Below are 25,331 nucleotides of genomic sequence, written 5' to 3'. Positions count from 1 at the left end.
AGCGGCCATGAGGGCAACGGCGGACGACACCGCGGCTATGTCCATTAGAAACCGTCCCTATGCCGACGACTGTGGGATCAGACTAGGGCGAAGACGGCCGGAACAGAATCCCTGAAATCCGCATCTGTCTCGGCTATCCCAGCCTGGCGACGACCCCGGCGAACGCCTCATAGGCATCGGCCGTAATTACAAAATAGGAAATACCATATATTTCGCGATATTCCTGGAGGGAGTCCACCAGCCGCTCGGTGTCGCCCAGCAACAGGTGGGGTGAGCGCAGCGCTTCGGCGACCGGCAACCCGGTGAGCGGGCCGAGTCCCTCGGCCGCCGCTTCCGCGTCCGAGGTCACCGCCGTGTAGTAGACCCGGACGCTGAGTTCCAGCGCGTCGAACCGGGATCCGGCCGCAGCCCGGATCCACTCCACCTTGGCGGCGGTGGCCGCCCCGGTCATGGTCGCCGCGCTGGAGGCGTCCGAACGGCTCGACGCCAGGTTGGCGTTCAGGCCGACGATGTCGGCCTCGCGCGCGGCCAGCGACAGGATCGCCCGCCCGCCGCCGCCCACCATCAGCGGCGGCCGCGGCCGCTGCGCCGGCCGCGGTAGTCCGGCCACCTCGTCGAGGGTGTAGTGGCGGCCGGAGAAGCTGAACGACTCGTGCTCCAACAGACCTTTGACGACGGCGATCGCCTCGGCCAGCCGGTCCACCCGGGTGGGCGGGGCGGGCAGCTCGACCCCGATCCGGTCGTGCTCGGCGCGGTTCCACCCCGCCCCGAGGCCGAGCTCCAGCCGCCCCTCCGACAGCAGGTCGACGGTGGCCGCCTCCTTCGCCAGCAACGCCGGATGGCGGAACTCGTTGGCGAGCATGTGCGAGCCGACCCTCAGCGTCGTCGTGGCGTCGGCCGCCGCCAGCATCGCCGGAACCGGTGCGAGCTGGTCGCTGAGATGGTCGATGACGAGCAGCGTCCGGTAGCCGAGGTCCTCGACCGCGCGGGCGGTGTCCCGCCAGCGGGCCGCGTTCCGGGCACCCTCCGTCTCCACCCCAAAACGGAATGGCCGAATTTCCGCCACGGCATCTCCGTAAATGTCATCCGGTGGTAGAACCGGATTTTTCCTTGTCATTCTCCGGCTTTCTCCTCTAATAAGAGCAGAGCCTTCAGATATTCGCCATGACGGTGCAGCCCCACTCACGCGAGGCAGACATGCCGGTCCCCCCTGTCAGATGCGCCGTTGTCGGCTGCGGGAACGTCTCCGCCAAATATCTGAGGACCCTGACCCGGGCGCCGATCATCGACATCGTCGCCTGCTGCGATTCGATCCCCGAGCGGGCCCGGCGGCTGGCCGCGTCCTGTGCGCGGGCCGTGCCGGCCTCCCTGCCTGAGACGCTGCGGGACGCCTCGATCGAGCTGGTGATCAACCTGACCCCGCCGCGGTGGCACGCCGGGATCACCCGTCAGGCGCTGGAGGCGGGCAAGTCCGTCTACACGGAGAAACCACTCGCCGCCTCGGCCACGGAGCTGGACGAACTGCTGGCCACGGCCCCGGTGGACGGCGCGCTGCTGGGCGGCGCGCCCGACACCGCACTCGGGGCCGCCGCCCAGGCCGCCCGCCGCGCGATCGACGGGGGCCTGATCGGACACCCGCTGGGCGCGGCGGCGGCACTCCTGACCCCTGGACACGAACGGAGCTGTCCCACCCCCGAGGTCTTCTACCGGCCCGGCGCGGGACCGCTGCTGGACATGGGCGTCTACTACCTGAGCATGCTGGTCGGGCTGCTCGGCCCGGTGCGCGACGTCGTCGGCACACATCGCCGGCCCTCACCGTTGCGGTCGATCGACACCGGGCCGCGCGCCGGGGAGACCTTCCTCGCGGACGTGCCGACCCACCTGGCAGCCCTCCTGGAGTTCGAGACCGGGGCCGTCGCCACCCTGACGGCGAGTTTCGAGGTGTGGGGAACCCGGATCCCGCACTTGGAGATCTTCGGAACGGAGGGGACCCTCGCGATCCCCGACCCGAACTTCTACACCGGCAAGGTCCGGCTGAGAACGGCCCGATCACCGAGATGGACGACCGTGTCCTATCCGGCGGACGCGCCGCAAGGACGTGGGATCGGGGTCATCGACATGGCGCACGCCCTGCGGGGCCTGACCGAACAGCGGCTTACCGGCGAACTCGTCGGACACGTGATGGAGACCATGCTGGCCATCGAGACCCCTGAGACCTCCCCGGTGCGGCTGAGGGCCCGGTGCGACCGTCCCGCGCCGCTGGGCGCCGCCCCGTACGCCACCGGTTGCTGGTGGTGCGATCGGTGCGGTGATCCGTGAACGCGGCGCTGTGGTCGCTCGGTCTCTCCCTTGCGCTGCTCGGGCTGAGCCTGATCAACTGGCCGGTGCGGGCCGTCTGCCCCGATGGCCGGCGCTACCTGAGGGCGGGATCCGGGCGGCCGGTCGCGTTGCCGTTCATGCTGCGCTGGCTGTTGCCCGCGCTGTGCGGGGACTCCCCACGCCGATGGCGCTGGTGCACGACCACGCACCTGGTGGCGCTGCCGCCGCTGGTCACCGTGTGGATGGAGCCCTGGATCCCCGACGCGCGCCTGCGGGTGATCGGTGGCCTGCTGGTATGCGGCATGCCGGGAATCTGGCGGATCCAGCTCCGCTGGCCGGTGCTCGTCGATGGCACGGCCCTCGCCTGGGCACTCGGCTCGGCGATTCTCCTCCAGCGCGGGCTCTGGTTCCCGGCCCTGCTGGCGGCCCTCGTCGCCGGGTGCGTCAAGGAGTCGGCTCCGCTGTTCGCCGCCTGTTTCGCCTGGCACTGGCTGCCGTTGGCCGGTCTTGCCGCCCCGTTGATCCGCCGGCTGACCGGCACCGTCGGCGAGGACCACTTCGGGCAGTCCGAGCTGATGCGAAACCCCTGGCGGGCGGGCAGCCTCTACCACGCCGGAAGGTGGTTCGACCCGCTGGCGATGCTGACCCCCTGGGGGGCCGGGCTGCTCGCGCTGCTCGTCACCGACGTGCGCGTCGTGCCCATGCTCGTCGTCACCGTGATCTTCGCCTACGCCCAGCTGCTCGTCGCCACGGACACGGCGCGGCTGTACCAGTGGGCGGCCCCGCCGGTGGCGCTGGGCGCCGCCTCGGTGATGCCCGACCGCTGGGCGATCGCGATCCTCCTCGTCCACCTGTGCAACCCGTGGGCCGGCAGTGCCGAGACCTAACGCGAGACCTAACGAAGGAGAAGGTATGACGGGTGTCGTGGGGTTCGGCGGCTCCATTCACGACTTCGCCACCTGGCTGATCACCGAGGACGGCGGCAGCATCGCGATCGAGGACGAGCGGCTCAGCCGGGTCCGCTACGCGCTGCTGGACCCCGACCCCTGCCGGGCCTCCCTCGCCTACTGCCTGGACGCGGCAGGCCTGAGGGCCGAGGACATCCGGGCCTTCGCCGCGAACGACATGCTCACCCAGCTGCGCGGCTGGGAGCCCGAGATCTCGATCCGCTGGGTCAACCACCACCGGTCGCACGCCGCGAGCACCTTCTTCACCAGTCCTTTCGAGGAGGCCGTGGTGCTGGTCGTGGACGGAGCGGGAAGCGTCGTCGGACCGGGCGCCGGGGACCGGCACGAGCGGGAGACGACCACCTGGATGCTGGGCCGGGGCAACGAGCTCACCCAGCTCGGCCAGGTGGTGGGGGCCAAGCGGGGCGCCGCGTCGTCCAACGACCTGGCGGCGCTGATGTCCAACTCGCTCGGTGATCTCTACCGAGCGGTCACCGAGGGGATCGGCTTCGCCTTCATGCAGGCCGGCAAGGCGATGGCCCTCGCACCCTACGGTGACGACCGGTTCACCGGCGAGCTCATGGAAACCGTCGAGCTGTTGCCGGACGGACGCTTCACCATCACGCTGGAGGGACCGTACGGTGTGGTCGAGCGGATCCGCCGGATCCGCGCGGACCGGGTGTCCGGCGGGTTCGAGATCGACGCGAGCATCGCCTTCGCCGGTCAGTGGGTCCTGGAGCAGGTCCTGCTGCACGTGCTGGCCCACGCCTGGCGGGTGACCGGCTGCCCCAACCTGTGCCTGGCCGGGGGAGTCGCGCTGAACTGCGCGTTCAACGGAAAGATCATAAAGAACACCCCGTTCGAACGGGTTCATGTGGTCTACGCCCCCGGCGACGACGGAACGGCGCTCGGCGCGGCGATCCTCGCCGCACTCGAACTCGACCCGCCGACATCGACCGCGCGCTTCCCGGTCGGTCCGTACCGGGGGCGGACCTACGGCACGGAGGAGATCGACGACCAGGTCCTGCGTCGCACGGCCGAGCTGCTCGACCGGGGCGGGGTGGTCGGCTGGTTCGAAGGGCGCGCGGAGTTCGGACCGCGCGCGCTCGGCCACCGCAGCATCCTCGCCGACCCCCGGCGCGCCGACGTGGCACGGCGGATCAACAGCCGCGTCAAACAGCGCGAGTGGTTCCGGCCGCTCGCCCCGGTGGTCCTCGCGGAGGCGGCCGGGGACTACTTCGAGGCCGACTGCGCCTCCCCCTGGATGCAGTTCGCCTGGCCCATCCGGCCGGAGCACAGAAAGACGCTCGCCGGCGTGTGCCATGTGGACGGCACGGCCCGGGTCCAGACGCTGGACCCGGAGGGCAACCCGTCGCTCGGCCGGCTGCTGGCGGAGTTCGCCGGCCTCGGCGCGCCCCCGGTGCTTCTGAACACCTCGCTCAACATTCGCGGTGAGCCGATCGTCGAGACCCCGGCCGAGGCGATGGCGGTGTTCCGGGAGGCCGATCTCGACGCCATGGTGGTGAACGGAACCCTGTTCGAACGCCGGCCGCACTGACGGCGGGCCGTGCCGAGGTCAGGGGACGGCGCGGTCGTCCGCCGGCTCGATGAGCCGGCCGGTCACCGGATCCATCGCGGGCAGTCTGCCGAAGAGCGTCAGCCGCCGCCGTACGCTCCCGGCGGTCCGTTCCAGGCGGGTGGCCACCGTGTCGAGGTCATGGAAGACGTCAAAAGCGCGTACCAGCGCCGCGTCCTCGGCGTCGTTCCAGGGCCGCTCCAGCACGCCGCCGGTATCGGTCCCGGGTGGGTCCGCCGCGAGTGCCGCGGCCACGGCCCCGAGCGGCTCCGCGAGTTCGGCGGCCGTCACCGGCCCGGTGTCCGGACGCAGGTGAACGGTGATCCGCCAGTCGCCGTAGCGCGCTTCGAGGACATGTACTCCGTCGCGGCGGGAAACGTTGGTGACAATCGCCTTCATCATCGGGCTCCCCTCGGGGATAATCCTCGTGTCACTCTGGACTCCTTCCCGATGCGGCAGGTGCGATGCCCGAGATGCACGCCGGACGCGACCTCTACGTCGCCGGACGAGACCTGATCATCCATCAGCATCTGGACCAGCCGTTCACCATCACCGCGGGGCTCTACCAGCTCCCTGCCGACCTCGCGGACTTCACCGGGCGTGAGGAGGCATTGGAGACCCTGCGCTCCTGGCTCGCCGGAGCCGAGGACACGGTGGTGCTGAGTGCGATCTCGGGCATGGGCGGGGTCGGCAAGACCACCCTCGCGATACGGCTGGCGCACCGGCTCCGGGACCTCTTCCCCGACGGCCAGTTGTACGTGAACCTCCGGGGCGCGGAAGCCGAGTCCCTTGACCCCTCGGAAGTCCTCGCCGGATTCCTGCGCGCGTTCGGCGTGCAGGGCCCGGCGATCCCGCCGGGGACGGCCGAACGCGCCGCCTTCTACCGGGGGCTGCTGGACGGCAGGCGGGTGCTCGTCGTTCTCGACAACGCCGCGTCCGCCGCCCAGCTCCGGCCGCTGCTGCCCGGCATGCCCGGTTGCGCGGCACTGATCACGAGCCGCCAGCGCCTTCCCACGCTGGAGGGTGCCCGGGGCTTCGACCTGGACGTGCTGACGCACGAGGCGGCGCTCGAACTGCTGAGGAAGATCGTTGGTCCGGTTCGGGTCGATGCCGAGGCGGAGGCCGCCGAGCGGCTGGTGCGGCTCTGCGGCCACCTCCCGCTCGCGGTCCGGATCACCGGGGCCAGACTGGCGGTCCGGCCGCACTGGCGGCTGGCCCGGATGCTCATCCGGCTCGAAAACGAGCACCACCGCCTCGAAGAGCTGAAAGTCGGTGACCTCAGCGTGCGCGCCTCGTTCTCCCTGAGCTATGCGGCCCTGACCGAGGAGGAGCAGTCGGCCTTCCGGCTGCTCGGGCTGGTCAGGGCACCCGACTTCGCCCCCTGGGTACTGGCGGCGGCGCTCGACTCCGACCTGGCGGTCGCGGAGGAGCTCATCGAGCGGCTGGCCGACGTCCAGCTCCTGGAGGCGGTCGGCGAGGACGCGGTGGGGCAGCTCCGCTTCCGCTTCCACGACCTGCTGCGTTCGTTCGCCCAGGAGCGGCTGCGTGACCACGGCTCCGCGGACGAGGCCATGGAACGCGTACTCGGCGGGTATCTGGCGCTGTCCAAACGCGCCCTCCACCTGATGTCGCCGAACAGCAAACGAGACGCCCTGGCGCCCCGGGCGAGGCTCTGGCTGCCCCGCGACCTCGACGCCGACCTCCTGGTCGGTCCCCGGCCGATGGACTGGTTCGTCACCGAGGAGGCGGGCATCGTCGCCGCCGTCGGGCAGGCCTACGAACACCGGCTGTGGGACCTGACCTGGGAACTCGCCGATCCGCTGCACTACCATTTCCGGGTGCTCGCCCGCTGGGCCGAATGGGTGGCGACCCACGAACTGGCGCTGGAGGCGGCGAGGCTGGCGGGCAACCGGCGGGGCGAGGCGTGCATCCTGCGCAACCTCGGGAACGTCTACCGGGACCAGGGCCGCCCGGCCCGGGCCATCGCCTGCTACGAGGCGGGCCTGGCCATCGCGACGGATCTGGACAGCACGCTGCTGAGCGCCTTCATGCTCAACGGGATGGGGGAGGTCTGCCTGGATCGCGGCCGGATGGTCGAGGCGGCCGCCTACTTCGAACGGGCACTGCCGGCCTGGGCCGGGATCGACGACCTGACCGGGGTGGCGTACACCCACACCCATCTCGCGATGAGCTACCTCCAGCTGGGGCGGCTCGACGAGGCCCTGGCCCAGGCGGAGCGGTCGCTGGTCATGCAACGTGAGTTCCACGACCGCAGTGGGGAGAGCTACGCGCTGACCGCGATCGGGGACGTCCAGCGGGTGCGCGGACGCGCTGAGGCGGCCGCCGGGCTATACGGGCAGGTGCTGGAGATCGCGCGCGAGCAGGGCGCGAAGCTGTCCGAGTCCGACGCGCTGATCAGGCTCGGCTGGGCGCACCGTGACCGGGGCGAGGTCGGCGAGGCCGAGGCGGCGTTCGCGCGGGCGCTGCCGCCGTACATCGAGTACGGGCATCGGCGCGGCGAGGCCGAGGCCACCGCGGGGCTCGGCGCCGTCGCGGCCGACGCGGGCCGCTTCGCCGAGGCGGTCACCCGGCTCGACCAGGCGTTGCGGATCGCGGCCGAAGCCGACGACGCGCTGGCGCAGGCCCGGATCCTCACCCTGCTGGGGGACACCTGGGCGGAGGCGGGCGACACCGGGGTCGCCGCCGAGCACCGGCGGCTGGCCGCCGACCGGTTCCACGAGGTGGGTTCGCCCCGCGAGGCGGAGCTCAGGAAGCCGATCTCAGGGAACTGATCTCAGGGAGTCGGTCTCAGCTCTCCAGCAGAACGCTCGCCTGCATGTAGTTCGCGTTGTAGCCGAGATAGCGGAAGCCCAGGGCCCGCTCGGCGAGGAACTCACGGAACGCCCTGAGCTCTCCCTCCTCGGCCTCAAGGTAGTTCCAGTACTCGTCGAACTGGATGACCGTCCCGGGCCCGAGACGGTCTCCGAGCAGGTCGAACGCGGTGCGCGTCGAGGAGTAAAGATCGCAGTCGACATGGACGAAGCCGACCCGGCAGGCCAGCTCCGGCAGGGCCCTCGGGATCGACTCGTGGAACCAGCCCTCGTGCACCCGGATGTCCGGCAGGTCCAGGTGGGGCCTGGCGAACCGGTAGTCGTGCTTCCTCGCCTCACCTCCCCAGTCCTCGGGCAACCCTTCGAACGAATCGAACCCGTGCAGCGTCACGGCGAGTCCGGCTCGTGCGGCGACGGCCCTGATCTGCAGGGCGCTCTCCGCGCTGCCGAATCCGAGCTCCACCCAGCACCCCAGCGCCGGGTCCACGGCACGGATGCTGGCCTCCAGCAGGCTGGGCTGGTCGTAGAAGACCGGCACCCCGGAGAATTCCCGAGCCTCGAACTCGGCCGCCCTGATCGCGTTGGCGACCTGCCGCCGGAAGGCGGCCGAGTGCGGTACCTCCTGACCGCTGTTGCGCGGCCTGCCGTCGGTCATCCGAGCCGGTCCTCCCCCACCAGGGCCAGGGCCCTGACCAGACCTGCCGACCGGGACGCGGCAGCGATCAGCGCGGGCCAGCGCTCCAGCAGGAAACAGTAGTCGGCGAATCCGTCCGCGACCTCCGTGACATGACGGTGGACCTCGTCGAGCGTGGCCGTACCGATCGCGTTCAGCCGTGCCGCGACATCGCCATCGGTCTCCGCCGCTGCGGCCAGGTGCGCCGCGCCGAACTCCGCGGCGATGCCGGGGAGCGATGGAGCCTGCCGGGCGACCGCCTGCTGTGCCGCCGTACCGAACCGTTTCGCGTCGACCTCTCCTGGCGGGCGCCAGAAGTCCTCGGGACGCGCGGCCACCCGCGCGGCAAGCTCGCTCCAGATCCGCCAGAACAGCAGGTAACGCAGGTCCCGCACCGCATAGCGGACCGCGGCCGAGAAGTCGGAGCGCCCGCGCCGGGTCTCACCGTAGCGGTGGTGGACCTTCCGAGAGTGGAACAACACCGGGTACCCGACGGCCAGCAGCAGATTCCGCTGGATGAAGTCCGATCCCAGCATCTCGGTGAGCGGCATCTCCGGCACCGTACGGAAGATCTCCTTGACACAGGAGACGCCCATCTCCACGCTTCCGGGCCGGTCGGCGGTGACGAAATCGGAGTCGTAGGCGCGGGCCGGTTCGTCGACCAGGTACTCGCGGAGCAGCTCGTCGATCTCCCGATCGCTCAGGCCGGGTTTGATCTCACGCTCGATACGGCGCACGAACTCCGGTCCCGCCGACAGCAGGTCGCGCCGGTCCAGTGGCGGATCTCCCACGTAGGTGCTGGCGACGAAATACACCCCCGGTCCGGTCAGCGCGCGCAGTTCCAGTTCTCCAGGGAACGCGAGGACCTCCCCGCGCGGCGTCGGGTGCGTGTCGGAGTCCCGGCGCAGCAGCACCTGGGCGTCGAGTGCCACCGCGACCAACGCCGCGATGTTCGGCCCCGCGCCGTACGAGACCCCCTGGGGGATCAGGAGCCTTTCCAGCAGATCCCGATCCGCCGGTTCATCGGCCGCGGCTTCCACCAGCGCCCGTACGTAGGTTCGCCGCCCCTCCGGGGTCAGATGAAAGGCCCGTACGGACCGTTCGGCGCTGAGCCGCCCGAGCAACTCGGCATGTTCGGAGATCCAGTCGGCCGGAAACGACTCGACGAGCAGGAAGGGGATCTCCTCCCCGTACTCGCGGGAGAGGAACAGGCTCTCGTCCATATACGAGACGATGGCCTCGGGACAGCGACGGTGCGTGGGAACGTAGAGCAACCGTTTCGGCATGCCACAGCCTCACTGGGAAACTCGCGATCAGCACACTCCCGAACTGTAAGATGCCTCGACATTCCTGTCCATGCTCCGTACGTCCGAGAGATCTCCTGTGTTCGGGAGAGCCCGTACGTCTGGGGATCAGGAGAGGCCGCCGGCGACGGCCGCGGTTCCGGGTCCCTCAGCGAGGGGCGGACGGCTTCGCGCAGGACGAGCGCAGGACGAGTTGGGCGCCCACCCGGTAGGCCCGGCCTGCCCGCCCGGTCCGTACCGGAGCCGTTGACCGGTCGGCCCGTTCGATCTGCTGGAGCAGCAGGTTCATGGCGAGATCTCCGAGTTCGCCGGCCCCGTTGTCGACGACGGTGATGGGCGGCTGCCACCAGCGCAGCCAGGGGATGTCCTCGTAGCAGATCAGCGAGAGCTGCTCGGGAATGACGATGCCGGCACCGACGAGGGTGGGCAGCATGCCGAACACGGCCTCGTGGTTCGCGGCGAACAGCGCCGTCATCTCCGGGTTGCGGCGCAGCAGCCGCTCCGTCGCCTCGGCGCCGAAGGCGGAGTCGAACGGTCCGCGTTCGACGAGTGACTCGTCGACCTGATGGCCGCGTTCCCTCAGTGCCTGCTCGTAGCCGGCGAACCGCTCCAGGCCGGAGTTGGCGCTCAGCAGGCCGCCGATGAAGCCGATCCGCTCGTGACCCAGGTCGAGCAGGTGTGAGGTGGCCGCGTGGGCGCCCTCGCGGTCGGAGGCGAGCACCGACGGCGCGGCGCTCTCGGCGGCGGCGCGGATGACGTTGACGACCCCGATGCCCTCGGCGAGCAGCGCGTTGGCCATGGCCGTGTTCCTGCCCGTGCCTATCATGATCAGCCCGTCCACCCCGTGCGCGGCGAGGGTCCGGAGGAAGGACTCCTCCCGCCGCGGGTCCGCGTCGGTGATGCAGAGCATCACCTGGTAGCCCTCGGCCGCGGCGCGACGCTGCACGACCTCGGCGATGGTGTGGAAGGACGCGTTGATGAGGTTGTTCAGCACCAGTCCCACGACGTGAGACTGCTTGGAACGCAGTGCGCTGGCCGCGCGGTTGGGGCGGTAGCCCATCCGGTCCGCGACCTCCTTCACCGCCACCCGGGTCTCCGGGGCGATCAGCGGTGAGCCGCTCAGTGCGCGGGAAGCCGTGCTGCGTGACACCCCGGCCGCGGCGGCGACGTCCTTCAGCGTGATCGCCATCGTCCTTCTTTCTGGGATCGATCCCATCCGGGGGAAAATTTTGCCACAAGATCGTGAACTCTTGGTGAGGTGTCGGGAAATTTACCCAGGTTAAAAACATATTTCAGCCTTGACCTGAATCTCCCGAGTGCTGCAACCTAATGCAAGCGATCCCAAAAAATGACTACAACATTGATCTCCGGGGGTTCCATGGACCGCGACGACGTCACCTGGCACGGCTACTGGCCGGCCGCGCCCACCCCTTTCACCAGCGAAGGCGAGCTGGACGAGGACGCGTGGCGTGCGCTGCTCCGGCTCTACGCCGCCCAGGGCGTGCACGGGGTCCTGGTCAACGGGAGCACCGGCGAGTGGTTCAGCCAGAGCGCGGCCGAACGCCGCCGGGTCGCCGAGATCGCGGTGTCCGAGCTCTCCGGCAGGGTCCCGGTGATCGTCGGCGTCACGGCCTACACCGCCGCGGAGGCGATCGGGTTCGCGCGGCACGCCGCCGAGGCGGGCGCGGACGGCGTGCTCGCCACGCCCCCGCCGTACGTGCACCCGGGGCCTGAGGACATCCTCGCCTTCTACCGGCAGGTCAGCTCCGCGACGGAGCTGCCGTTCATGGTCTACAACTGGCCGCGCGGGGTGGCCGTCGACATCTCCGCCCATCCCGGGCTGATGTCCGGACTGGCCGACCTGGACAACGTGGTGGCCATCAAGGACAGCACCGGTGACTGGCTGCGGATGCTCGGCACCGTGGAGGAGGTCGGCGACCGGGTTCGGGTGTTCGGCAGCTTCCTGCACCGGCGGGGCCTCGCCGTGCTGCTGGAACTGGGCGGGGACGGGAACATCGACGGCGGCGGCATGGGCGCCCCGTTCGCCGTCCCCTACTACGAGGCGGTCGCGGCGGGGGACCGCGAGGCGGCGCGCGGCTGGGTCGACCGGTACGCGGGGCTCTCCTCCCGGCTGATCAACCCCGACTACAGCGGCGTGTACGGCGCGCCCATCGCCCAGCTCAAGGCCGCCATGGCGATGCTCGCCCAGCCGGGCGGGCACGTCCGCCCGCCGCTCCTGCCGATCACGGATCCGGAGAGGCTCGACGCGATCGGCGCCGTGCTGAAGGAGTCCGGCCTGGTCGAAGCCCTTTCCGGGGACAACGCGGACACCGTCTCGGGGCGGGCCGGGCGATGACGACGGCGCAGGGCCGCACCGGCCGGCATGCCGGGCCGAGCCGGGCCCCGCAAACGGAGATCGTCGTCGACGGCGACCCGGTGCGGGCCGTCGACGGCATCAGCCTCGCCGCGGTCCTCGTCGGCGAGCGGCGGTGGAGCCTGCGGCGCAATCCGGTGGGCGGCGACCCGCGCGGCCCGTTCTGCGGGATGGGCGTGTGTTTCGAGTGCGAGGTGACCGTGGACGGCCGTCCGGGGGTCCGCGCCTGCATCACCAGGATCTATGCCGGCATGCGGGTCGAGACGGCCGCAGAGGGAGAGGCTCCGCATGACCGCTGAGCGCAGCGCGGCCACGTACGGCGAGGTCGTCGAACGGGATGTCGTGATCGTCGGCGGCGGTCCCGCGGGGCTCAGCGCCGCGGCCCGGCTCGCCTCCGCCGGCCTGGCCGTGACGATCCTCGACGAGCAGCCGGAACTGGGCGGGCAGTACTACCGGCGGCCCGCGCCCGCGGTGGCGAGGCACTGGGGCGACCACCGGCCCGAGGGCGGCCGGCTGATCGCCCAGGTGCGCGCGGCCGGCGTCGAGTGCCGTACCGGCCATCTGGTCTGGGGCGTGGACGACGACGGGCGCACGCTGCTCGCCTCCGACGACGCCGAGCATCCGGTGCGGTTGCGCGCCCGCCATCTCGTGCTGGCGACCGGCGCCTTCGAGCGGGTGTTCCCCTTCCCCGGCTGGCAGCTTCCCGGAGTGACCACCCCGGGCTTCGCCCAGCACCTGGCCGCGAGCGACCACACCACCATCGGGGACCGGGTGATCCTGGCCGGTTCGGGGCCGTTCCTGCTGCCGGTCGCCTGCTCGCTGATCGAACTCGGCGTGCGCGTGGCGGGCATCGCCGAGGCGGGCAGGCCGTACCGGCCGAGCCTGCGGGCGCTGGGCACGCTCGGCCACCCCGCGCGACTGCGCGAGCTGGCCTCCTACGCCGCGCGGCTGGCCCGCGCCCGGGTGCCGATCTGGCAGGAGACCGTCGTGCTCCGCGCAGACGGCCGCGACCGGGTCTCCTCGGTGACCCTCGCCGCCGCGGCCAGGCCCACGCGTCCGGTCCGCACCGTCGAGGTGGACGCGCTCTGCGTCGGGTACGGCTTCCGTCCCCAGACCGACCTGGCCCGCATGCTGGGCTGCGAGGTGCGGATCGACGTGGCCAGCGGGGACGCGGTGCCGGTGACCGACGCGGCGGGACGCGCCTCCCGGGCCGATGTGTACGTGGTGGGCGAGGCGGCGGGAATCGGCGGGGTGCACGCGGCGAAGGCCAGAGGGCTCGCCGCCGCGCACGACATCCTGGCCCGCGAGGCCCGCGTGGCCGTACCGGTGTCCGAGGCCCGGCGGGTGGCGTCGGCCAGGCGCCGCCTGGAACGTTTCACCGCGCTGACCGACTCCCTCTACCCCGGCCCGGCGGCGCTGCTCGCCACGCTGGCGCCCGCACTGCCCGCCGACACCATGGTCTGCCGGTGCGAGGCGGTCCGCGCGGAGGAGATCCGCACCACCGCCGCGGGAAGCGCCGACGGCGACCTCAACGCCACCAAAGCCTGGACCCGCGCGGGAATGGGCCCCTGCCAGGGCCGGGAGTGCGGATTCGCGGTCGCCGGACTGGTCCGGTCCGTCATGCCCCGCCGGGGCGCGGGCGACGGTGAGTCCCGGGTGGAGGTCTTCCCCTCCCGGTTGCCGGTGCGCCCCGTCCCTCTCGCCACGCTGCTGGAGCTGGCCGGACCGGAATCGCAGAAAGGCGACGCATGAGCACGCGGACCGCGGACGCGGTGATCGTGGGAGCCGGGGTGCTCGGCGCCTCGGTGGCCAGCCACCTGGCCCGCAGCGGCCATCGGGTGCTCGTACTCGAACGCGGCGCCCCCGGCAGGGAGGGCTCGGGAACCACCGCCGGCAACCTGCACATGCAGGCAGTGCACACCAAGCGCCCCGGTCAGGCGGTACCGCTGGACAGCGCGCGGTTCCTGCCGCTGCAGCGCGCCGCGAGCGACCGGTGGGAGACGCTGGAGGAGGAGCTGGAAACCTCGGTGGAGGTCCGCCGCACCGGTGGTTTCACCATCGCCGAGACCGAGGAGCAGTACCAGGAACTGCGCGACAAGCACGGCTGGGAGGCCGCCGCCGGGATCCACACCGAGATCCTCGACGGAGACGCCGCGCGGGCCGCGCTGCCCCTGCTCGGACCGACGGTGGCCGCCGCCACCTGGTGTGACCTGGACGGCTACGCCAACCCGCTGAAGGTCACCCCCGCCTACCTGGACTCGGCGGCCAGGCACGGCGGCCGGACCGTGGCGTTCGCGCCGGTCCGGCGGATCACCCGCAACGGCGACGGCTGGCGGGTGGTCGCCGGGCGCGGCGCCGCCGAGCGGGTGGTGGACACCCCCGTGGTGGTCGACGTCGCGGGGCCCTGGCTGGGGGAGATAGCCGCCCTGGCCGGGATCACGCTGCGGATGACACCGGTGGCGATCCAGATGCACGCCACCGTGCGCTCCTCGGCCACCATGTCCCACCTGGTCCAGCACATCGGCGAGGGACTGTCGGTGAAGCAGGTCGCCGCGGGCAACCTGCTGATCGGCGGCGGCTGGCCGGCCCTGAGCATGGACCTGGCCGGCCGGAGCGACACCAGCCTGGACAGCCTGGTGGGCAACGTCGCGCTGGCGGTCCGGGTGTTGCCGTTCATCCGGGACCTGCGGCTGCTGCGGATGTGGGCCGGGCCGCTCGCGGCCACGCCCGACGAGATGCCGGTGATCGGCGAGGTACCCGGCGCCCCCGGGTTCTACGTGGCCGGAGGCACCTACGCCTTCACCTTCGCCCCGCTGTGGGGGGAGACGCTGCGCTGCCTGATCGAGGGGAAGCCGCCGCCGGTCGACGTCTCCGACCTCGGTCCCGGCCGGCTGATGGAGCGGTGGGGTCAGCAAGACAACGGCCCAGAGCAGGAAAACCACCAGGACAGAAGGAGTAAGCGGTGCTGACATCACCTCGGCTGCGGCCCACGTCGGAGCCCGAGACCCTCTGGTTGACCGGTGGGCACGTCGTGGACGTCCGATCAGGACGGATCCGCAGGAACGCCAACGTGCTCGTCGCGGCCGGCCGGATCGAGAAGATCACGGCGGACGCCCCGCCCCCGGGAGCACGGACCGTCGAGCTGGGCGGCAGGTACCTGATGCCCGGCCTGATCTCGGTGCACACCCACCTGTCGGTGCTCTACCCCTTCTCCGCCACCGACGAGACGGAGAACCCGGGGCTGACCGCGCTGCGCGCGCTGTCCCGGGCACAGGACGCCCTCGTCGCGGGGGTCACCACGATCCGCTGCGTGCACGAGCAGAACCGCGCCGACCTGCTGGTGCGCACCGCCGCGGACCAGGGCTGGGTGGCCGCGCCGCGGATCGTCGGAGCGGGCCGGGCCATCTCCACCACCGGTGGCCACGGCAAGGGCGCCGACTGCTCCTACGCCGACGGGCACGACGGCTTCCTGCGCGCGGCCAGGCAGGAACTGGACGCGGGCGCCGACCTGCTCAAGATCTTCATCACCGGTGGCATCGCCCACCAGGGCGAGTCGTTCACCGGCGCGCAGATGACCGCCGAGGAGATGCGGGCCGTGGTCCGCGCCGCCGAGGAGCACGGCAGTTACGTGACCGCGCACGCCGGCGCCGGCTCGGCGATCCGCGAGGCGCTCGCCGCCGGAGTCCGCGGCTACGAGCACGCCTACGACCTGGACGACGACACGGCCAAGCTGATGGCGGACCGGCGGGTGTTCCTCACCCCGACCCTGTGCGTCACCCGCTGCCCCGACTGGATGGCCGAGCACAGCTTCACGCCCTGGCAGATCGAGCGGGCGGTGGAGGTCGGCCCCGGCCACCTGGCCAGCATCCGGCGGGCGGTCGCGGCCGGCATCGCCGACCCGGACGACCCCGGCGCGCCGGGCATCACCATGCTCGCCGGCACCGACTACCCGCCGGGCGAGCCCATCGAGGACACCGTCGTGGCGGTCCGCGAGATGGAGTTCCTCACCGACGCGGGCCTCAGCCCCCTCCAGGCGGTACGGGCCGGCACCTCCGAGGCCGCGCGCCTGGTCGGGCTGGCCGGCCAGGCCGGTGCCGTCGAGGAGGGTTACCTCGCCGACCTGGTCGTCACCGAGCGCGATCCGCTGAGCGACGTCTCCGCGCTGCGCCGGATCCCCTTCGTCATGCAGGCCGGCCGGATCGTCCGTGACGATCTGCCGGCCGTCCCCGCCCCGCAGCAGGTCCCTGGAGGTGCCCTGTGAATTCCCCCGACACTCCGGCCGGCCGTACCCGCTTCGCCGTGGACATCGGTGGCACGTTCGTCGACGCGATCGCCTACGACGAGGAGACCGGGCAGATCCGGCTGCACAAGGCCTCGACCACTCCCGGTGCCCCCGAGCAGGGCGTCCTGGACGCGGTGGGCGGCCTCGCCACCCGGCTGGACGGGGTGGAGGCGTTCGTGCACGGCACCACGCTCGGCCTGAACGCGATCCTGCAGCGCCGCGGCGCGGACCTCGGCATCATCACCAACGAGGGCTTCAGGGACCTGCTGGAGATCGCCCGCGCCAACGTCCCCGGCCAGCACATGTACGACTTCTCCTACGCCCCGCCGCCGCCACTGGTGCCGCGCCGCCGGCGGGTCGGCGTGCCCGGCCGGATCGACGCGCAGGGCGACGTGGTGCAGGACCTGGACGAGGACGCCGTGCGCGAGGCCGGCCGGATCCTGGTCGAGGAGCAGGGACTGGCCTCACTGGCCATCTGCTTCCTGCACTCCTACGCCAACCCCGAGCACGAGCGGCGGGCCGCGCGCATCCTGCGCGAGCTCTACCCGGACGTGTCGATCTCGGTCTCCACCGACATCACCCGCGAGTACCGCGAGTACGAGCGGACCAGCACCGTCACCCTGGACGCCTACATCCGGCCGGTGCTGAGCGACTACATCGGCACCCTGGAGGCCAGGCTGACCGAGGCGGGGCTCACCCACCCGCTGCACATCATGCGCTCGGGCGGCGGTGCGATGACCGCGGAACTGGCCCGCCGCGCCCCGCTGATGACCGTGCTGTCCGGCCCCGCCGGGGGAGTGGTGGGCGCCTCCTTCCTGGCTCGCGAGCAGAACCTGCCCAAGGTGATCTCCTTCGACGTCGGCGGCACCAGCGTGGACTGCTGCGTCATCGAGGACGGCGAGCCGGGCGAGGTGCACGAGGCGGGCATCGACGGCTTCCCGCTGCTCATCCCGATCTTCGACATCCGTACCGTGGGCGCGGGCGGCGGCTCGATCGCCTGGATCGACGAGGGGCTGCTCAAGGTCGGCCCGCACAGCGCCGGCGCCGTGCCGGGGCCGGTGGCCTACGGCGCGGGCGGCACCGAGCCGACCGTCACCGACGCCTCGCTGGCACTCGGCTACCTGGACCCCGCCGCGTTCCTCGGCGGCGACATGACCATCGACGCGGACGCGGCCCGCGCCGCGATCGACGTCAAGCTGGCCGGCCCGCTCGGGGTGACCGTGCCGCAGGCCGCCGCCAGCGTGCTGCGGGTGCTGCTGGCCCGGATGGTCGGCGCGCTGCGCGAGATCACCGTGGAGCGGGCGCTGGACCCGCGCGAGTTCGCGCTGCTGGCCATCGGCGGCGCCGGACCGCTGCTCGGCCCGATGCTCGCCAGGGAGATGGGCATCGCCACCACGATCGTCCCGCAGGTGCCCGCCGCGTTCTCCGCCTTCGGCATGCTGATGTCCGACCTGGAGTACGAGTTCGCCGCCACCGTGCTGCGCTCCCTCAGCGACGACAGCCTGGCCGTCCTGGAGAGCGAGTTCGCCGACCTGGAGGCACAGGGCGACGAGGTGCTGTCCGCGCAGGGCATCAAGCCGGAGGACCGCACCCTGATCCGCAGGCTGGACATCCGCTACCACGGCCAGGAGCACAGCCTCGGCATCGACCTGCAACCCGGCGACACCGCCGCGAGCGTGCTGGCCCGGTTCAACGCCCAGCACGAGGCGCGCTACGGCCACGCGATGGCCGACACCGGGCAGATCCTCACCCTGCGGGTGCGGGCGGTGGGACGGCTGGCCAAGCCGGCGCTGCGCGAGCTGGCGCCCGCCGGACCCGGCGGGCCCGAGGCGGTCGGCGAGCGGCCCGCCTTCGACGTCGCCACCGGCGAGACCGCCGTGTTCCCGGTCTACGACCGGACCACCCTGGCGCCCGGCCACGAGGTGAGCGGCCCGGCGATCGTCGAGGAGGGCACCTCGACGACGGTGATCTTCGGTGATCAGCGGCTCACCGTCGACACCTATGGACAGCTGCTGGTGACCGGTACCGGAGGAACCCTGTGAACAGCCCTGAGCGCCTGGACGGCGCGACCGTCGAGGTGATCCGCAACTACCTGGTCTCGGTGGGCGAGCAGATGCGCCGCACCCTGGTGCGGGCGGCCTTCAACCCGGTGATCTACGAGGTGCTCGACTTCGGCATCTCGATCTACAACGCCGACCTGGACCTGACCGCCGAGGCCGCCGGGATCACCTCGTTCCTCGGGGCCAACGACCACGCCATCGTCAAGGGCGTGGAGTACGTCGGCCGGGAGAACTTCGCGCCCGGCGACGTCTACCTGCTGAACTACCCGTACTGGAGCGGCGCGCACTCCTACGACGCGATGCTCTTCGCGCCGGTCTTCCGCGACGGGCACGAGGGCCCCGCGGCCTACCTCGCGGTGCGCGCGCACTGGATGGACCTCGGTGCCAAGTCCCCGGGCTACGTCCTGGACTCCACCGACATGCACCAGGAAGGCCTCATCTTCCCCGGCACCAAGATCGTGAGTCGCGGCGAGGTGGTCCGCGACATCGTCGAGCTCATCCGGTTCAACTCCCGGCTGCCCGACCTGACCATCGGCGACTTCCACGCCCAGCTCGCCGCCCTGCGCACCGGCGAGAACCGGCTGGCGCAGGTCTGGGAGAAGTTCGGCGGCGAGACCGTCGACCAGGCCATCAGGCAGGTCATCGAGCACGGTGAGCGGGTCGCCCGCAAGGCCCTGGCCGCGCTGCCCAACGGCACCTGGACGGCCTTCGACTACTGCGACGACGACGGCATCACCGAGGACCTGATCCGGATGGAGGTCAAGGTCACCATCGACGGCGACCGGATGGAGGTCGACTTCAACGGCTCCGACGGCGCGGTGGCCGGCCCGGTCAACCTGCCGATCGGCTCCACCGAGAGCCTGGGCAAGGCCATCTTCAAGGAGCTGACCACGCCCAGGGAGCCCTCCAACGCCGGGCACTACCGGGCATTGGAGATCAAGGCCGATCCCGGCAACTTCTTCCACGCCGTCTACCCGGCCGCGACCTTCACCCAGTGGAGCGCCATCGTCGCGTTCGAACTGATCCACAAGGCGCTGGCCCAGGTGATGGACTCGATCCCGGCCTCCTCCGGTGGCGACGAGCCGGGCTTCATGGCGCTCGGCCACGACCCGCGCACCGGCGCGGACTTCGTGATCAGCAACAACGAGGGCATCGGCTGGGGCGCGCGCAAGGACCGCGACGGCGCGAACGCCCAGCAGCACCCCTCCCAGAGCGTCGTCAGGAACACCCCCGTCGAGGTGCTGGAGCACAAGTCCACCGTGTTCCACGAGCGGCTGGAGCTGATTCCCGACTCCGGCGGCGCCGGCCGGTTCCGCGGCGGCGTCGGCGTGCTCAGGCAGGTCCGCTACCTCGCCGACGGCGAGGTGCTGTCGATGAAGAAGAAGAGCAAGACCCGGCCCTGGGCGCTGGACGGCGGCCAGGAGCCCGAGCCCAGCGAGATGGTGCTGTGGCCGGACACCGACCGGGCCAAGCGGGTCGGTATGTACCGGGCCGCCATGAAGGCCGGCGACCGGTTCGTGAACCGGACCGCCGGAGGCGGCGGCTACGGCGACCCTCTCGACCGCGACCCGGCCGCGGTGGTGGCCGACGTGCTCAACGGCTACGTCAGCGCCGAGGCCGCGGAGCAGTCCTATGGCGTGATCGTGGACGGCGACGGCTGGCGGCCCACGCCGGCCAGGGCCGCCCGACTCAAGAGCGAAGGGTAGACGACAGTGCACCGACCCCCCGCCACCCCGGTGGCACGTGGCCGCAAGGGCACGCTGGGCCTGACCTCAGTCCTGCTCGTCGGCGCGCTGGCCCTCGCGGCCTGCGGCCAGAGCACCTCGGGCGCCTCCGGCGGCTCCGACGTCCGCAAGCAGACACTGATCATCGCGGAGAACGAGCCGCCGGCCACCTTCGACCCGGTCCAGGCCGACAACTCGACCGTCGACGAGGTGTCCATCCCCGCCTACGACACCCTGGTCAAGTACGGTAAGGGCGGCGTGCTCGCCCCCGCCGTGGCCACCGAGTGGACGTTCTCCAAGGACGGCAAGACCCTCGACCTGACGCTCCGCGACGACGTGACCTTCCACGACGGCACCAAGCTGACCGCCGCCGACGTGAAGTACACGATGGACCGGATCAGCAAACTGCAGATGGGCGTCGCGTCGCTGCTGACCGCCTACGACTCCGCCGAGGTCGTCGACGACACCCATCTGACGATCAGGCTGAAGCAGTCCTACGCGCCGTTCCTGGGTGCGCTGTCGCGGGTCTACCTGCTCAACTCCAAGCTCGTCCAGGCCAACGCGGGCTCCGACGACGGCCGCCAGTGGCTGGCGGCCAACGGCGCGGGATCCGGGCCGTACAAGCTGGCCGGGTACACCCCCAACCAGGAGGCCAAGTTCACCCGGCACGACGGCTACTGGGGCGGCTTCACCAACCAGGCCAAGGACGTGGTGATCCGCTACCTGCCGCAGGCGACGACCCAGAAGACCGCGCTGAGCAACGGTGACGTGGACATCGCGATGGACATCGACCCCAACGACTGGGCCGGTCTCGAAAGCGCCGGCCACGTGGTGGACAAGGCCGACACCAACGTGCAGCTCTACACCTTCTTCAAGATGAAGGACTCGCCGACGGCCGACAAGGCGCTGCGCGAGGCCATCACCTACGCCTACGACTACGACCAGCACCAGTCGGCCATCCTCAAGGGCGCGGGCAAGAAGGCCGCCGGCGTGCTGGCGGGCACCATGGCCTGCGCCGACCCCACGGTCGCGCAGGCGGGCTACGACCTGGAGAAGGCCAAGAGCGTCCTGGACGCCGCCGGTCTGAAGAACGTCACGCTGACCATGAGCTACCTCAAGGCCACCGCCGAGATGGAGCAGGCGGCCACGCTGCTCCAGTCCAACCTCGCCAAGATCGGCGTGAAGGTCGAACTGTCGGCGGTCACCTACCCGCAGTACGTCGAGATGCTCAAGAGCAACGCGACCACGCCCGACCTCGGCATGATCTACGGCTTCCCGCCCTACCCGGACCCGGACTCGGTGCTGTACCTGCAGTTCGACTCGAAGTTCATCAACAACGGGCAGAACAGCGGCGGCTACCACAACCCGAAGGTCGACAAGCTGGTCGAGGACGCTCAGAAGCTGACGGACATCGAGGCCCGCTGCGCCCTCTACAAGGAGGCCCAGCAGACCATCGCGGCCGACCACCCCTCGGTCAACATGTCCAACCCGCAGTACGTGACGGTTCACCGCGAAGGGCTCACCGGCTACGCCTATGACCCCGCGCACCACCAGACCGTGGACGTCTACCAGGTGCAGGTCGGCTGACCCGCCGGGCTCGGCGCGGACCGCCGCGCCGAGCCCGCCCATCATCGGAGATCACCACTGAGGGGAGGTACCCCATGGCTCGTTTTCTGCTACGGCGGCTCGTGACCAGCGTCGTCGTTCTGGCAGGCCTGGCCGTCGTCACCTTTCTGATGACCCAGGTACTGCCCGGCGACCCGGCCAGGACCGCCGCGGGGCGTAACGCGACCGCCGAACAGGTGGCACAGGTACGGATCCAGCTCGGCCTCGACCAGCCTCTGTGGCAGCAGTTCACGGGGTATCTGGACCGGCTGCTCCACGGCGACCTGGGCATCTCGGTGTTCACCCAGCGGCCGGTGCTCGACGACATCGCGGCCATGCTGCCCTCCTCGGTGGAACTCGTGCTCGCCGCGATGGCGATCAACATCGTGGTGGCGGTACCGCTGGGCGTGTACGCCGCCTACCGCCGAGGCCGGTCGGCCGACATCGCGGCCCGGCTCATCGCCCTGCTGGGCGCGGCGGTCCCGGTCTTCTGGCTGGGCCTCATGCTTCAGCTCGTCTTCGCCGCGGAACTCAGGCTGCTGCCGCTGACCGGCCAGCTCGCCTTCGGCCAGGACGTGCCGAGGATCACCGGGATGACCTCGCTGGACGCGCTGCTCGGCGGGAACCTGGCCGCCTTCGGCGACGCCCTGCAACACCTGATACTTCCCGCCCTGACGCTGGCCGCCTCGTTCGTCGCGGTGGTGGCCCGCACGGTGCGCTCCTCAATGATCACCACGCTGGACTCCGACTACATCACGCTGGCCCGGGCGACCGGCGCCTCGGAGTTCCGTGTGGTGGTACGACACGGCCTGCGCAACGCCATGGTCCCGGCCAGCACGATTCTCGGCATGCAACTCGGCTGGATGCTCGGCTCCACGGTCCTGGTGGAATCCATCTTCGGCAGGACGGGCATCGGCGCCCACGCGGTCGCCGCCGTCCTGCAGAGCGACCTCTACACCGTGATCGGCACGGTTCTCGTGATCGGAGTGGTCTTCGTGGTGGCGAACATCGCCGTGGACCTGGTCCAGCTCTGGCTCAACCCACGGCTGCGCAGGACGAAGCGCCGCACGGGCGAGCCGGCCGCACCCGCCCTCGCGGAGGTGAACGCGTGAGCGCCGGCGCCACGGCGCACGCCGGCACGCGCCGCCGCGTCCTGCCCCGCGTCCCGATCGTCGAGCGCGCCGCGGTGACGGTGGCCGTGGCGATGGTGCTCCTCGCCGTCGTCGGGCCGTTGATCGCGCCACACGACCCCTACGCGGTCGACCTGTCCAAGGCCCTGCTGTCCCCCTCGGGTGACCACTGGTTCGGCACCGACGCCAGCGGCCGTGACGTGCTCAGCCGGGTGCTGTCCGGCGCGCGGGTCACCCTGCCCGCCACGATGATCGTGATCGTCGCCGCGGCGCTGATCGGGACCGTGGTCGGCACGGTCGCCGCCCTCGGCGGGAAGGTCGTCGACGAGGTGCTGATGCGGATCACCGACATCGGCCTCTCGCTCCCGTCGATCATCCTGGCCCTCGGCCTGGCCGCCGCGCTCGGCTCCGGCCTGCAGTCCGCGGTGATCGCCCTCTCCCTCACCTGGTGGCCCGGCTACGCGCGGCTGGTGCGCACGCTGGTCCGCGACGTCAAGGACGCCGAGTACGTCGACGCGGCCAGGATGCTCGGCGTCTCCAGGACCCGTCTCGTCTTCCGGCACATCCTGCCCAACGCGCTGAACACCCTGTACGTGCAGACCACGCTGGACGTCGCCGCGGTGATGCTGGTCATCTCCGGCCTGTCCTTCGTCGGCGTCGGCGCGCAGGTGCCGTCCGCCGAATGGGGGGCGATGATCGCCGCGGCGGCCAACAACCTCACCAACGGCTGGTGGGCGGTGGCCTTCCCCGGCCTGGCCATCATGCTGACCGCGATCTCCTTCAACCTGCTGGGCGACTGGTTGCGGGTGCGCAACGACCCGACGATCCGCGAGGGGGCCGGCCGATGACGGACACACCACTGCTCGCCGTACGAGATCTGCGGGCGAGTTTTCCCGGGCCCGAGGGGCCGATCGAGGTCGTGCACGGCGTCGACCTGGAGCTGGCCCGCGGCGAGAAGGTCGCGCTGGTCGGCGAGTCCGGCTCCGGCAAGTCGGTCACCGCGCGAGCCGTGCTGCGGCTGGACGCCGGCGCCACGCTGACCGGGCGGATCGAGCTGGACGGCACCGACCTGCTGACGCTGCCGCCGCGCCGGATGCGCGAGATCCGCGGTTCGGGGGTCGGCCTGGTCTTCCAGGACCCGCTGGCCTCGCTCAACCCGGTGATGACGATCGGCTGGCAGATCACGCAGCCGCTGGTCATCCGAGGGGTGTCCAAGAAGGTCGCCAGGCGGCGCGGCGTCGAGTTGCTCTCCCGGCTGGGCGTGCGCGACGCCGAGCGGCGTTTCGACGACTACCCTCACCAGTTCTCCGGCGGGATGCGGCAGCGGGTGGTGATCGCCATCGCGATCATCGCGGAACCCGCGCTGCTCATCGCCGACGAGCCGACCACCGCACTCGACGTGCGGGTCCAGGCGCAGGTGCTGCGGCTGCTGCACGAGCTGGCCGACGAGCGGGACATGGCGGTCCTGCTGATCACCCACGACCTGGGCATCGTGGCCGGGTTCGCCGAACGGGTGGTGGTGATGCGCCACGGCCTGGCGGTGGAGAGCGGCCCGGTCGAGGAGATCTACGCCCGGCCCCGCCACCCCTACACCAGGGCGCTGCTCGCGGCCGTGCCCCGGATCGGGGGCGACCTGTCCAGGCCGCTGGCCACCATCGGCTCCGCGGTGGAGACGGCCGAGGAAGGGACGGTGAGCCCGTCATGAGCGAGCCCCTGCTGCGGGTGCGGAACCTGGTCAAGTCGTTCGAGGGCAGGCGTGTGCTGGACGACGTCTCCTTCGACATGATGCCGGGCGAGGTGCTCGGCCTGGTCGGGGAGTCGGGCTCCGGCAAGTCCACCACCGCGCGGTGCGTGGCGCGGCTGACCGAACCCGACTCAGGCCGGGTGGAACTCGGCGGGCGCGACGTGCTGGCGGCCGGCCGCGGGGAGCTGCGCTCCCTCCGCCGCGAGATGCAGATGGTGTTCCAGGACCCGTACTCGTCGCTGAACCCCCGGATGACCGTGGCCCAGTTGCTCGAGGAGCCGCTCGCCGTGCACGGTCTCGAACCGGACCGGCGCCGGCGCAGGGAGCGCGCGGCGGCCCTGCTGGAGACGGTGAGCATGTCCGCCGAGCACCTGGACCGCTACCCCAGGTCGTTCTCCGGCGGGCAGCGCCAGCGCATCGCCATCGCCCGGGCCCTGGCGGTCGAGCCCCGGCTGCTCATCTGCGACGAGCCGATCTCCTCCCTGGACGTCTCGGTCCAGGCCCAGGTGCTCAACCTGCTCCGGGACCTGCGGCTGCGGCTGAACCTGTCGATCCTGTTCATCGCGCACGATCTGGCGGTCGTCTACTACCTCTGCGACCGGATCGCGGTCATGGAGCAGGGACGGCTCGCTGAGATCGGCACCCGGGAGCAGGTGTACGGGGCGCCGGAGCACCCCTACACCCGGTCGCTGCTGGCGGCCGTCCCGATCCCCGACCCCGCCGCCGAGCGTGCCCGCCGCGCGGCCGAACCCCAGTACTGAA

Annotated in this window: 21 protein-coding genes; 16 read left to right on the top strand and 5 right to left on the bottom strand. The window is 71.3% G+C overall.

Annotated features, from left to right (window positions below; translation table 11 throughout):
* Window positions 1-133 precede the first annotated feature (133 nt).
* Complete coding sequence (locus ACFQVD_RS19510; RefSeq protein WP_364149085.1) at window positions 134-1,036, bottom strand: TIGR03621 family F420-dependent LLM class oxidoreductase; 903 nt, start codon at window positions 1,034-1,036, stop codon at window positions 134-136.
* A gap of 161 nt (window positions 1,037-1,197) precedes the next feature.
* Between ACFQVD_RS19510 and ACFQVD_RS19505 the strand changes: the two genes are divergently transcribed.
* Genes ACFQVD_RS19505 through ACFQVD_RS19495 form a run of 3 tightly spaced genes read left to right on the top strand, consistent with a single transcriptional unit; the run spans window position 1,198 to window position 4,824 of the window.
* Window positions 1,198-2,319, top strand: a complete 1,122-nt coding sequence (locus ACFQVD_RS19505) for a Gfo/Idh/MocA family protein (protein WP_343964298.1) — start codon at window positions 1,198-1,200, stop codon at window positions 2,317-2,319.
* Window positions 2,316-3,206: a hypothetical protein gene (locus tag ACFQVD_RS19500; RefSeq protein ID WP_343964300.1), complete on the top strand. Its 891-nt coding sequence runs from the start codon at window positions 2,316-2,318 to the stop codon at window positions 3,204-3,206. The genes ACFQVD_RS19505 and ACFQVD_RS19500 overlap by 4 nt, the downstream gene beginning before the upstream one ends.
* Window positions 3,207-3,231: 25 nt before the next feature.
* Window positions 3,232-4,824, top strand: a complete 1,593-nt coding sequence (locus tag ACFQVD_RS19495) for a carbamoyltransferase family protein (protein WP_343964302.1) — start codon at window positions 3,232-3,234, stop codon at window positions 4,822-4,824.
* Window positions 4,825-4,842: 18 nt separating this feature from the next.
* Here ACFQVD_RS19495 and ACFQVD_RS19490 read toward each other — a convergent pair whose 3' ends face one another.
* On the bottom strand, window positions 4,843-5,244 hold the full coding sequence (locus tag ACFQVD_RS19490) for a hypothetical protein (protein ID WP_343964303.1): 402 nt from the start codon (window positions 5,242-5,244) through the stop codon (window positions 4,843-4,845).
* Between the two features lie 62 nt (window positions 5,245-5,306).
* Between ACFQVD_RS19490 and ACFQVD_RS19485 the strand changes: the two genes are divergently transcribed.
* Window positions 5,307-7,634 carry an ATP-binding protein gene (locus tag ACFQVD_RS19485; RefSeq protein WP_343964305.1) on the top strand — a complete coding sequence of 776 codons (2,328 nt, stop codon included), beginning with the start codon at window positions 5,307-5,309 and terminating at the stop codon, window positions 7,632-7,634.
* 16 nt (window positions 7,635-7,650) lie between these two features.
* Here the strand turns inward: ACFQVD_RS19485 and ACFQVD_RS19480 are convergent, their stop codons facing one another.
* The 3 genes from ACFQVD_RS19480 to ACFQVD_RS19470 form a co-directional block, all read right to left on the bottom strand.
* The gene (locus ACFQVD_RS19480) at window positions 7,651-8,328 is read right to left on the bottom strand and encodes a class I SAM-dependent methyltransferase (protein WP_343964307.1); all 678 of its coding nucleotides are present in this window, start codon (window positions 8,326-8,328) and stop codon (window positions 7,651-7,653) included.
* A complete protein-coding gene (locus ACFQVD_RS19475; RefSeq protein WP_343964309.1) occupies window positions 8,325-9,632 on the bottom strand; it encodes a DUF6271 family protein in 1,308 nt (435 codons plus the stop codon). Before ACFQVD_RS19475 ends, ACFQVD_RS19480 begins: the two co-directional genes overlap by 4 nt.
* Before the next feature lie 166 nt (window positions 9,633-9,798).
* Entirely contained in the window at window positions 9,799-10,839 is a 1,041-nt protein-coding gene (locus ACFQVD_RS19470) for a LacI family DNA-binding transcriptional regulator (RefSeq protein WP_343964311.1), read from the bottom strand.
* A 159-nt stretch (window positions 10,840-10,998) separates the two neighbouring features.
* Between ACFQVD_RS19470 and ACFQVD_RS19465 the strand changes: the two genes are divergently transcribed.
* The 12 genes from ACFQVD_RS19465 to ACFQVD_RS19410 all read left to right on the top strand — a co-directional run bounded on the left by ACFQVD_RS19465 (window position 10,999) and on the right by ACFQVD_RS19410 (window position 25,330).
* A complete protein-coding gene (locus ACFQVD_RS19465) occupies window positions 10,999-12,006 on the top strand; it encodes a dihydrodipicolinate synthase family protein (RefSeq protein WP_343964313.1) in 1,008 nt (335 codons plus the stop codon).
* Complete coding sequence (locus ACFQVD_RS19460) at window positions 12,003-12,323, top strand: (2Fe-2S)-binding protein (RefSeq protein ID WP_386271700.1); 321 nt, start codon at window positions 12,003-12,005, stop codon at window positions 12,321-12,323. The genes ACFQVD_RS19465 and ACFQVD_RS19460 overlap by 4 nt, the downstream gene beginning before the upstream one ends.
* Window positions 12,313-13,776, top strand: a complete 1,464-nt coding sequence (locus ACFQVD_RS19455; protein ID WP_343964317.1) for an FAD/NAD(P)-dependent oxidoreductase — start codon at window positions 12,313-12,315, stop codon at window positions 13,774-13,776. Before ACFQVD_RS19460 ends, ACFQVD_RS19455 begins: the two co-directional genes overlap by 11 nt.
* On the top strand, window positions 13,773-14,993 hold the full coding sequence (locus ACFQVD_RS19450; protein ID WP_364149065.1) for an NAD(P)/FAD-dependent oxidoreductase: 1,221 nt from the start codon (window positions 13,773-13,775) through the stop codon (window positions 14,991-14,993). Before ACFQVD_RS19455 ends, ACFQVD_RS19450 begins: the two co-directional genes overlap by 4 nt.
* Window positions 14,987-16,285: an amidohydrolase family protein gene (locus ACFQVD_RS19445; RefSeq protein ID WP_343964323.1), complete on the top strand. Its 1,299-nt coding sequence runs from the start codon at window positions 14,987-14,989 to the stop codon at window positions 16,283-16,285. The genes ACFQVD_RS19450 and ACFQVD_RS19445 overlap by 7 nt, the downstream gene beginning before the upstream one ends.
* On the top strand, window positions 16,282-18,348 hold the full coding sequence (locus ACFQVD_RS19440) for a hydantoinase/oxoprolinase family protein (RefSeq protein WP_343964325.1): 2,067 nt from the start codon (window positions 16,282-16,284) through the stop codon (window positions 18,346-18,348). Before ACFQVD_RS19445 ends, ACFQVD_RS19440 begins: the two co-directional genes overlap by 4 nt.
* A complete protein-coding gene (locus ACFQVD_RS19435; RefSeq protein WP_343964327.1) occupies window positions 18,345-20,072 on the top strand; it encodes a hydantoinase B/oxoprolinase family protein in 1,728 nt (575 codons plus the stop codon). Before ACFQVD_RS19440 ends, ACFQVD_RS19435 begins: the two co-directional genes overlap by 4 nt.
* A gap of 6 nt (window positions 20,073-20,078) precedes the next feature.
* Window positions 20,079-21,677, top strand: a complete 1,599-nt coding sequence (locus tag ACFQVD_RS19430; RefSeq protein WP_343964329.1) for an ABC transporter substrate-binding protein — start codon at window positions 20,079-20,081, stop codon at window positions 21,675-21,677.
* A gap of 74 nt (window positions 21,678-21,751) precedes the next feature.
* The gene (locus ACFQVD_RS19425; RefSeq protein ID WP_343964331.1) at window positions 21,752-22,807 is read left to right on the top strand and encodes an ABC transporter permease; all 1,056 of its coding nucleotides are present in this window, start codon (window positions 21,752-21,754) and stop codon (window positions 22,805-22,807) included.
* Complete coding sequence (locus tag ACFQVD_RS19420; RefSeq protein ID WP_343964333.1) at window positions 22,804-23,673, top strand: ABC transporter permease; 870 nt, start codon at window positions 22,804-22,806, stop codon at window positions 23,671-23,673. Before ACFQVD_RS19425 ends, ACFQVD_RS19420 begins: the two co-directional genes overlap by 4 nt.
* Window positions 23,670-24,530, top strand: coding sequence for an ABC transporter ATP-binding protein (locus ACFQVD_RS19415; protein WP_343964335.1), 861 nt, complete (start codon window positions 23,670-23,672; stop codon window positions 24,528-24,530). The genes ACFQVD_RS19420 and ACFQVD_RS19415 overlap by 4 nt, the downstream gene beginning before the upstream one ends.
* Window positions 24,527-25,330: an ATP-binding cassette domain-containing protein gene (locus ACFQVD_RS19410; RefSeq protein ID WP_343964337.1), complete on the top strand. Its 804-nt coding sequence runs from the start codon at window positions 24,527-24,529 to the stop codon at window positions 25,328-25,330. Before ACFQVD_RS19415 ends, ACFQVD_RS19410 begins: the two co-directional genes overlap by 4 nt.
* The last annotated feature ends 1 nt before the right edge of the window (window position 25,331 follow it).

Source organism: Streptosporangium amethystogenes subsp. fukuiense (assembly GCF_042665875.1).
Classification (GTDB): Bacteria; Actinomycetota; Actinomycetes; order Streptosporangiales; family Streptosporangiaceae; genus Streptosporangium; species Streptosporangium fukuiense.
Note: the sequence above shows the minus strand (reverse complement) of the source record. Positions and strands in the feature narration are given on the sequence as shown.